This window comes from Streptomyces sp. NPDC001493, from assembly GCF_053597235.1.
The window spans coordinates 1-10,040 of record NZ_JBSFHV010000057.1 but is presented as its reverse complement, the minus strand read 5'-3'; the positions used below and the strand labels follow the sequence as shown (position 1 = coordinate 10,040).

Below are 10,040 nucleotides of genomic sequence, written 5' to 3'. Positions count from 1 at the left end.
AGGTACGCCAGGATGAGCTCTTCCTTGCCCTTGAAGTGGCGGTACAGCGTGGCACGGGTGACCTGCGCCTCCGCCACGATCCGGTCGACGCCGACCGAGTGGATCCCCTCCGCGTAGAAGATCCTGGTCGCCGTGGAAAGCAGCCGCGCTCGTGCTTCCGACGTACCGCTCTCTCGTGTCCTCTGGCTCATGCACCCAGGATAACGAATCAGGAGAGTGAACGATCGGTCTCGGTGGCAGGGAGCTGCTCCGGGGGAGGGCGGGGCGATCGCGAACATCAAGGCCCGTATCGCCATTCCATCGCTGTCGGCCGGGTCTGCTTGTTCCAGCGCCCGGCCGCTGATCGAGGCCTGCGGGATTCATGCGCGCCCGCTGTCCACGGAGACGACGGCGGGGGTGTCGCGCCTACCGATGGCACGCCGTGCGGCACGGGGACGGGGGACGGGCGAGTGGATCACCGGCGAGCTGACCTCCGGCTCGGTATCGACCGGGGCCAGGGGTGCCCATGGGCAGCAGCGACAGAGGCCGACGCCGGCCTCTGTTCGACGAAGGTTGGCTGACGACGAGTCGGCGAACCTCGCCGCTCCGCCCCGCTCCTGTACCGGTCCGAGTGAGGCATGGGCCGGTCAACGGGTTCGCCGGGCAGCTGGCTTCCCGGAAACGCCCTGCTGCCCAAGGGCGTGGTTCACACCCTTGGGCGGCAGGACGTTCGCGGGGCCCGGTGCATGGGCCGGCCGACCCCATGGCCGTCGTCTTCTCGTCAGTCCTGCTTCGCGGCGCGGCCGAGGCGCAGGGCGGAGATGAGAAAGAAGATGCCGCCCGGGACGGCGTAGCCGATCGCGCTGGTGAGCGCGGGGTCGTCGGCGCCGGCTGAGGCGACGAACGATGCGCCCGCCAATACTGAGATGCCGCCGCTGAGGATCATCGGCCACTGGCCGCCCAGCTTGCGACGGGGCACGGCCACGATCAGCTGGACCAGCCCGGACACGATCGCCCAGGCGCCCCATACCTGCAGCACCGCCGGAATCCCCGACGCGCACGCCACGCCCACGCCCACAGCCGCGGCCAGGCTCACCGCCATGTTCACGTACAACAGGACCGGCGACCCGGGTGCTCCAGTGAGGCGCGACGCCCTGGCGTCGACGACGGCCGCAGCCACGTCGAACAGCGGGTACAGCACCAGCAGCACGGCCCCGGCCGGGCTGATCTCCTCCGCCATCGTGAACATCACCAGCGCCCACACGATGGCGAACGCGAACCGTACGAAATACAGCCGCCGCAATGCGGACGCCGTCCCGGTAAAGCCTCCTGATGAAGCAGCAACAGCGCTCACAACGATCCTTTCGCCTTCTCCGTGGACACACGGAGGGAAACCCATGGAGGGGAAGCCGGCCCAGCAGGTCCAGAGGCCGCGGAACTTCTGCGGGTCACCGGAAGCACCTGGCAAGACCGAACGTTCTGTTTCTAGAGTGGCAAGATTGCCATCGCATGTCAAGACCGAACGTTCTGCCTCTGTCATTGGGCGTGCGAGTCATGGCGAAAGGCTCGAAGGGTGGCTCCTTCGGGGCGATGCGGCGCAGGTGTCACCGCCGGGCGGCCGCCCGGGGTGGTGTGTGTCGAATCAGATGGACGGTCGGCGCGGTCTGGCGCCCTTGCGGCCCGGGGTGTTCGGTGTTGACGCCGTCCCGCGACGACTTCTTCCGACGCGCGGCGCGGAATGCTCGGGTTTGGCCCCGGGGGTGCGGCGTTCGGTGCTCAGTACGTGTTCCGTGGCGAGCGGTTGGTGGCGGTCGAGGATTCTCCCCATTCCCGTCGGCCGGTCGGCGTCGGGGGTGAGTTCGTCTGGTAGTGGACGGCCGTCATGGGCTCAGGTGAGGTCTCGTCCCGCACCTCTTGGACCAGGTGTGCAAACTCCGGTCGGCCCGGGCTATAGTTGATCTTGAGGGTGCGGGCCGTTTCGACGGCGCGGTTGCCTGTGCGTTGGTCGTCCAAGGAAAGACGCCCCGCTTCCCGCGGGGAAATGCAGGTGCAAGGCCTGCCCAGCGCTCCATGAGAAGCCCCGTTCCCGCTGTACTCGGAACGGGGCCTTCTGCGTGAGCCGTTGGTCAGCGTTCAGGGGTTCGCCGGACGAGCTGCGCAGGCTTTACGCTCGCCCCGCACGGGGGAGGCTCCGTACGCGCGACGCTCAACCACATCCCCCTCTGCCCCCGCCACCGATCCCGTCCGTATCCCTTTCCTCATCCGTGTACTCGTCGTCCTCCCTGTCGTGATGGACGGTGCCGTCTTCGTCGAGGAAGGGATGGATCCGCGTGGGCGGATAGCTGCTGATGTCGGAGGGGCGTACGCGCTCCGGCCCGTCGGGGCCCCAGCGCAGCAGCCGACCCACACGACAGATGCGGTGGACCGTGCCGTGGCACTCGACCTCGTCGACCCGTTTCTCGCGCAGCAGGTCTCCGGCGCGGGCGTACTGGGCCAGCGCTTCGGCGGCGGGATGGGTGGTGTCGGCCGCCAACGAGCGGGCGTCGATGTCCCGGTCGATGGTGTCCTCGGGGATGAGCCCCAGCTGGCGCGGCTCCAGCCAGGTGAGGCCGAACTCGAGCGACCTGCGGGCGTCGTGCACCCGGGCGTGCAGGCTGCCGCCCGGCGACCACCTGCCCGAACCCTGCCGCTCCACCACCCGGAACAGTGTGGGCATCAGCATCACTTCGGGGTGGCTCTCCAGCGCCCGCCGGGAGTCGGCGAGTACGTCTTCGGGAAGCGACGACCGCAGGCCGCCGTAGGTCAGGTCGCGCAGCAGCAGGTGCTCCGCGGCCTGCGCCGGGGTGACCGGGGCGTCCGGGTCCAGGACCAGGCCCTCGTCCGGTCGCGGGTCGGTCTCGCGGCTGTCCCAGACCGGGACGGCCGGTTCGGGATCGGTCGGACGGGGCTTCTCGGGCCCGCTGTCGTCCCGCCCCGCGCCCGCGTACTCCTCGGCGCGCACCACCCGGTAGCGCGTGCCCAGCACGGTGAGCTCGTCGACCGGCTCCTTCTCCAGGAGGGCGACGGCCGCCAGCAGGGCGCGCCGCTCTTCCCGGTTCCGGGCCTCGTCCTTGGCCCGGAACCACAGAGTCGAGTTCAGGCTGTCCCGGGCCAACTGGGGGCAGCCGGACGTCACCTCTTCGATCACCCGCCAGCGTGGCGCCTCCTGCGGGTGCTGCGCGACCACCCCGAACACAGGGCCCCGCACCAGCAGCGCTCGGAGGTTGCGCACGGCATCGACCGCGTCGGCCTCCATAACCTCGGCCACCGGCCCCTCGGGCGAGCTCACCGTGAGTGGCCGCCATCGGCCCGCGTGCGTGACGTCGTCATGGTTCATGTCTCCATCCTGGCGACCGCGCTCCGAGCCCGCCGCGGCTTCGCTCATTCTGGCTCGGCGAAGTCCCCGACTTCCGCACAGGTGACGGTCCTTCGACCATGTGGACGAGCGGCGGAGGGGGCTCCCTCGGCGATTCGTGCAGGCCCGTCCGGCCGGGACCCGGAGTTCCCAGGGTTCCGGATCTCTGTTTCCGCTGGTGCGTGGCGCGGGGGTTTCGGCGGCAGAGACGCGGTGTCGTGTCGTCTTTTCGGCAGAGGTACCGGACGCCGTCGGTGCGTGGGGTACTTGCCGGGGCGGTGTCGGGATGCTCCTGGTGAAAGGTTCTGGTCACGCCGCAGATGTCGAAGGCCGAGCTGTACGCGGCGACCCGGTGTGATCACCGCGCTGGCATGAAGACGCGCGAGCGAGCGCAAGGACAACGTGCCGTGCGGACGGTCGAGAAGGCCGTGGACTCTGTCCGGCCGGAGTCCCGGAGAGAAGCTGCCACCGCTGCCGACTGCGCTGGATCCGTACAAGCCGATGATCGACGGGACGCTGCGTACGGACCTAGACGCGCCGCCCAAGCAGCGGTACACGATCACGCGGATCTTTTCACCGGCTCGTGCAGGGCACGGCGCCATGAACGCCGACGTCACTGCGATCGAGGCCCGTGAGGCCGCAGTCGGAGGACGAGCCAACCGTCGGTGCCTCCGTCTCGCGGCTGCACGGCGAGACGGAGGCGATCGTCACGCCGCTGCACGAGTGGCGCCCTGCGCGCCTCCCGCCGGATACCGGTCCGCTGACGTCGGTGACCCTCCATCAGGTGGCGGGACGGTCCAGTTGCTTCGTATCGGAGTCGTGGACCAATTCGGCAAGTTGGATGAGGAAACCGTACGCCGCCAGACGATTCTGGAGGCGAATGAAGTAGGACCTGCTTGAGCATTTGAAGATCTCGCGGCGACGCACCTTCCAGAGACCGTGCTCGTACGTGTGCGCCGCACGCAGGAGAGCCGCTTCCGCTTCTTCCGTGCTGCCTTCGAACTCCGCAACGGTCCGCCCGTCACGACCTGCGTCCGACACGCCGCTGACAGGGACGGCCAGGACTATCCATTGAGGCATCTCGCGATCAGTTCCTTACCCCTTCGACGTCGCATGCCGCGACGCGTACGGCGTCAGTCTGGCAGGCGGCAGCGTCGGGCTGCCTGCCGCAGGAGTTGGGCCAGTGTCATTTCTCGTGAGCAATCCCGAGCCCGCTCGCCTCCAACTTGATCTCTAACCTGTCCAGCGTGGACGTGGGCGTGTTGGGATGTGCCACCAGCCTTGACGCGGGGCTACGCACCCTGACCGAGGTCACCAACCGTCTCGGCGCTTCGCCGGTCATCGTCCCTGAGCCCTCCGGGCGAGAGGCCTCACGATTCCGGATGCTGCGAACGCCGAGGTCGTGGGCGCGGGCCGGGGCTTCGTCGGGACGCGACTCCGGCCGGTTCGTCATGCCGGCTTCGTGGGCTGCTCAAGATCTGTACGCCGTCCGGCTTTTGCGATACCTTCGCCACGCTCATCGCGAGTGAAACGTTTCAAAATCGCATGATCATAAAGTCGGCATCGTCACGAAGCGAGGCGTAATGACACCGGACCGATCGTCCGAGAACGACATGCAGTCCGTCCCCGACGCGCAGCCCACCCCTGCCGTCCGTCCCACCCGTCGCTCCGTGATCGCGGCCGGTACGGCGGCCGTGGCCCTGTCGGCGGCGGGGGTCTCTCTCGCGGGCGCGGCTCCAGCGCTGGCGTCGTCGAGCGGTGGCGTCCCCCGGCGTCCCGTGGCCGGGCCGCCCCGGGGCGGCACCGGCTGGCAGCGCTACGTCCAGGGGCCCACCTCCCGGACCGTACGTCCCGTAAGCAGCATCGCTACGACCGGCGACGTCGTGAAGCCGGACGCGTTGCTCAAGCCCGGCGGGTCCGTCACCGTCCTGCGTAGCCCGCAGCCGGCCCCGGCTCCTCGCTGGCCCGAGGGCACCACGGCGGAGGCATCTTCGGCGCATGCGGGCAACAACGGGAGCGACGGGCAGCCCCGTTCCTACGACGCTTCTCACGCCGTGGACGGCGACCCGGACACCTTCTGGAACGACGACACCGAACGCGTCTTCCCCGACACGCTGACCGTGTCGCTCCCCGCGCCGCGTGAGCTGTCGGGCATCACCGTGCTGTCCAACAGGGACGGTGTGCCCACCGACTTCACCGTGGAGGCGTGGAGTGACGACGCGTGGCGTCTGGTCGCCACCGTCTCTGACAACGATGTCGTACAGCGTGCGGTGCCGTTCACCGCCTCTGTCCAGGCGTCCAGGGTGCGCATCACCGTGACGGCGGTCCAGCAGACTTCGCAGGGCATGTTCACGCGCATCAACGAAGTCTGGCCCGAGGCCGTCGCGGTGGAGGAACCGCCCAGCGTCACGGTCGACTTCGGCAAGGTCGTCGTCGGCTATCCGCGCATCCGCTTCAGCTCCGCCTCCGACAACTCGCCCGGTGTCCGGGTGGCCTTCTCCGAGACCAGGCAGTTCCTGACCGAGCGCAGCGACTTCACCCGCTCCGACCAGGCCGGCGGGGCCGGACACGGTACCGACCAGTTCGCCGTGCCCGCCAAGGGCGCCGACTGGCTCGACCACAAGGGCTTCCAGGCCGGCGACAAGGTCTTCGCGGACGGACTGCACGGCTTCCGCTACCTCAAGATCACGTTGGACGCGCTGGCGTCGGACGCCCCCGCCGCGCAGTCGTGGGGCACCGTCAGCATCGACTCCGTGAGCCTGGACTTCACTGCGTACCTGGGCACACCGGGTACGTACCGTGGCTGGTTCCTGTGCTCCGACGACGACCTGAACCGCTACTGGTACGGGGCGTCCTACACCAACGAGCTCGTCACCGACACCTTCCGCCGCGACGACGTCGACCCCCGCAACGCGTGGAGTGCGACCCTTGAGGGAATGCTGGTCCTGCACGACGGTGCGAAGCGTGACCGGGATCCCTACGTCGGCGATCTGGCGGTTTCGGCCCGTACTCTCTACCTGACGCACGACGAAGCCGCGGCCGCCGCACGCAATGTGCTCGCAGACCTGGCCGACCACCAGCGGACGGACGGCTGGATTCCGCCGGCGTCGATCAGCGACTACACCCTTCCGCTGTTCGACTATCCGCTGTGGTGGGTGACGTGCAGCTGGGACTACGTGCTCTACACCGGCGACCACGCCTACGCGTCGCAGTACTACCCGAACCTGCTGAAGGTCCTCGACACCTGGTACCCGAGCGTCACCGACGAGGCCGGACTGCTGAGCAAGGGCCTCAATGGCACCGGAGGCTACGGCGACTACGCCTTCCTGGGCCGCACGGGCAGGGTCACGTATTACAACGTCCTCTACGTGCAGGCGCTGAACAACGCCGCCGGCCTGGCCCGTTGGCTGGGCCGCACCGGCGACGCGGCCCGATGGGAGGAACGGGCGGCCCGTGTGGCCGAAGCCGTCAACGCGTACCTGTGGGACGAGGAGGCGGGTGCCTACCTGGACTCCGGCACCGGCGCGGTGCGGCACGCCCAGGACGGCAACGGGATCGCCGTCGTCGCGGGTGTCGCCGACGCCGGCCGGGCCGCCTCGGCACTCGCCCACCTCGACGCCACCACACGCCAGCCGTACGGCAACGCCTTCATGGACAACGACACGATATTCGACGGCGCGTCGCGGCGTGTGTACGCCTTCACGTCGTACCCCGAGATCGTGGCCAGATTCGAGGCGGGACGAGCGGACTCCGCGCTCGACCAGATCCGCCGTACCTACGGCTGGATGGACCGCAACGACCCCGGCATCACGAACTGGGAAGGCATCGGGCCGGACGGTTCCCTGTACGAGGACGCGTACACGAGCATGGCGCATGGGTGGTCCACCGGCGTACTGCCCGCACTCACCCACCAACTCCTCGGTGCCCGTCCCACCTCGCCGGGCTACGCCACGTGGGAGGTCCGTCCCCATCCCGGTGACGTCGCCTGGGCGCAGGGGCAACTCCCCACACCCGAGGGTCCGTTGACCGTTTCCTGGCAGAACTCCGCTGACGGTTTCACCGTGACGGTGAAGGTGCCCGCCGGCACACGCGGATCCCTCGCCTTCCCCGGTGACGCGAACAAGACGGTTGTACGCGAGGGGCGCACGGTGCGCTGGGACGGACGCCGCGGGTCGGACCGATCCGTCCGGTTCACGGGCGGCCGTATCACCCTCTCGAACCTGGGACCGGGGGTCCACACCTTCACGGCCGGTCATCGATAGCCGTCACGCCGGGGCGAGAGCCCTACCGCGCACCGGGGCCAGGCCCCTGACATCGCGGACCGGGGAAGCACGATTGCCGCTGGTCGCGGCCGCCCGAGCCGATGCCCCTGTCCTGCCGCTGCCCGGTCCGGGCTGCGGCAGGACAGGGTACGGAGGCGGAGGTGTCGGCCCGCCAGGTGGTTTGTCCAAGCCTGCGGGGTCCTGGCAGCTTCCCTTGCTTGCCGTTGGTCCGGCGAGGTCGTCCGGGCTTGGCGGGGTGTAAGCATGCTCGGTTTGGGCGGGTGCATGCCGAGCATGATCTGGGTCACCGTGGCATGCGCCGTGGTGGTGCTCAGCGTGTGCGCGTGGTGTGTGGGGGAGATGCTGTGGTCGGCCATGGCCTGGTGGGGCTGGGTGATGGTGATGCTGTCCGGGGCGTGCCGTGGGAGAGTGAGTCGGCCCTGCCCCTGGGCGGGGGCGAACTGTGTTTCAGGACCGGCCAACGCCTTCTGGGTGGCCGATTTGGCGTGCTTCGTGCTCAGTCGCGTACCGTTTCGATAGAGGCGTTGATCATGCCTTTTGCACCTTCAGGTAGTCGATCATCCTGCTGAGCGTGTTTGTGTTGTCCTTCGCTTTGCCAAGGGCGATGTTGCCGTCCATGCAGAGCAGCCCTTCTCCGAACCACCGGTTCGACACTGGAGCGCTCGTCGAGTCAGGAGAGGCCGGTTTTGCGATTGAGCTCGTCGTAGGCGCGGAAGTCGAAGAAGCGCAGACCGTCGGTGACTGTTCCGGACTGGATTTCCTGCAGGGTCCAGGGGTGGGCGGAGTAGTCATCGATCGCCACCCCTCCGCGTTCGAGTAGCAGCGCGATCATCTGGTGAACCTCTGCAGTGCCGTCGATCCGGCCGGAGATGTCGATCTGCACGGCCCAGGTGGGGTGGTATTCGACGGCCGCCTCGAGCACCGTCACGTCGTCGGGGTCCCAGTCGGAGAAGAGGCAGCCGGTTTGCTCGTCGTCGATGTCGATGTAGAGGTTGCCGTCCAGAGTCCACGGATGGCGCTGCTGGTTCAGGTGTTGATCAAGTGAGGCGATGGTTTCAGCTCGCTCACCTGCGGGGAACACGAACACGGTGCGCATGGATTGGAGCCTAGGCGGTCCTCCTTCGAGGCGGCTACGAGTAATCACGGCTGGCGGCTTGTGCCTGGTGGAACGCGGGCTCGGTCTCGGGATGGTCCGCGTTCCGACAGCTGGAAGACGAGGGAACCGCCTGTCGGCTGACTGCTCCTCAGCCGAGTGCGTGATCAGCGGGCTACGCGCTCTCGAGAGCTTTGACCACGTGGTTTAGTTCCGGCGGCATGACCGCGATCAGGACCTTCCGCCGGACGACTCGCATTCCACGATCCGGGATCCCGGGTTGACCGCCACTGCCTCACGCAGTGAGGGCGAGCGGACTGCGTCCTGACGCAGATCAGTTGGCAGAACGGCTTCCGGCTTGCCGAAGGACGGCTTCCAGACGGGGGGACCAGCGCCGATCAGCAGACGTCCCGCTTTCCAGCGAGAGCCCTGAGCGGACCACTTGAGCATGCAAGGCACCCCGGTCGGCTCCCCGGCGGCTATCGCGGTCGATCTCTGCTGCCGCTTGTGGCGCATCAGCCATCCCGCGAGGGCCGCGGCGACCGCACCAATCATTAGTTCGATCACTGCCGTATTCAAGCAGACGGGGTACGCGAGCGGAGCGTGTTCCCGAGCTGCAGGGCGGCCTGCTGGAGCAGCGCACTCAATGTCCTGCGTTCACATTTTCTGCCCGTACCCGCCGGTTCTTGTCGGCCGAGTAACGCAACAGCCGACGTGTCACCCGAACCTATGGCGTGCGCCCGCGTCGCACCCACAGCGATCGGGGTCCGCCCGGCTCGGAACTCGCCAGCCTCCATTGTGGCCTTCGTCGCCAGTCACCTGCTTGCGGACTGTCCTTCCTGGGCCGCCGCCGCTGAACACCTGCCGTCTGGCCGTCGTTTCGACGGCGCCCCGTTGGTTGCCGTCCAGGGGCCGGGCGATCACGGTCCACGAGCCGCCTGCAGCCATCCGGCGAACCGCACCCTCCTTGCCCCTGCGGCCGGAGATCGGCCGCAGCCCCGACGCGCGGCCGCGACCTGCCGGTTCTTCAAGCTGGCTCGCCCGCGATCGTCGCGCGCCCGGCCTCGGCGCCGAGTCCCTACCGCCGGCTCAGGAAGCCGCCTGCGACGCCGCCGGACGCGCCGCCACCCGCCCGCAAGAGCCAGGCGCCCTGCTCGGCGACGCGTCGGACGTAGCCGTCGAGCCGCTCAGCAGGGTCGGGCATCCGCTCGACGTGACTCGGTCGGAACGCCCCACGTGCTTCGCTTAGTGTGTCGGTGTGTTAGCCGTCAGTAGTCGGTGGGTGCCTGAT

The 10,040-nt window shown here is 68.5% G+C and carries 7 protein-coding genes; 1 reads left to right on the top strand and 6 read right to left on the bottom strand.

The features are described from left to right. The 4 genes from ACWCWD_RS36960 to ACWCWD_RS36945 all read right to left on the bottom strand — a co-directional run. Positions 1 to 191: helix-turn-helix domain-containing protein (locus ACWCWD_RS36960; protein ID WP_450780026.1), on the bottom strand; the 191-nt coding region annotated here is incomplete at its 3' end. A 569-nt stretch (positions 192 to 760) separates the two neighbouring features. Then, positions 761 to 1,333: a hypothetical protein gene (locus ACWCWD_RS36955; RefSeq protein ID WP_450780024.1), complete on the bottom strand. Its 573-nt coding sequence runs from the start codon at positions 1,331 to 1,333 to the stop codon at positions 761 to 763. 852 nt (positions 1,334 to 2,185) lie between these two features. Then, the gene (locus tag ACWCWD_RS36950; RefSeq protein WP_450780022.1) at positions 2,186 to 3,355 is read right to left on the bottom strand and encodes a DUF5954 family protein; all 1,170 of its coding nucleotides are present in this window, start codon (positions 3,353 to 3,355) and stop codon (positions 2,186 to 2,188) included. A 798-nt stretch (positions 3,356 to 4,153) separates the two neighbouring features. Beyond that, the gene (locus ACWCWD_RS36945; RefSeq protein ID WP_450780021.1) at positions 4,154 to 4,453 is read right to left on the bottom strand and encodes a hypothetical protein; all 300 of its coding nucleotides are present in this window, start codon (positions 4,451 to 4,453) and stop codon (positions 4,154 to 4,156) included. Between the two features lie 503 nt (positions 4,454 to 4,956). On the opposite strand from ACWCWD_RS36945, the gene ACWCWD_RS36940 reads away from it, so the two are divergent. Then, positions 4,957 to 7,635, top strand: coding sequence for an alpha-L-rhamnosidase-related protein (locus ACWCWD_RS36940; protein WP_450780019.1), 2,679 nt, complete (start codon positions 4,957 to 4,959; stop codon positions 7,633 to 7,635). A gap of 691 nt (positions 7,636 to 8,326) precedes the next feature. Here ACWCWD_RS36940 and ACWCWD_RS36935 read toward each other — a convergent pair. Together ACWCWD_RS36935 and ACWCWD_RS36930 are read right to left on the bottom strand one after the other, a co-directional pair. Then, a complete protein-coding gene (locus ACWCWD_RS36935) occupies positions 8,327 to 8,752 on the bottom strand; it encodes a hypothetical protein (protein WP_450780017.1) in 426 nt (141 codons plus the stop codon). Positions 8,753 to 9,827: 1,075 nt separating this feature from the next. Further along, positions 9,828 to 9,953, bottom strand: a complete 126-nt coding sequence (locus tag ACWCWD_RS36930) for a hypothetical protein (RefSeq protein WP_450780016.1) — start codon at positions 9,951 to 9,953, stop codon at positions 9,828 to 9,830. Positions 9,954 to 10,040 lie beyond the last annotated feature (87 nt).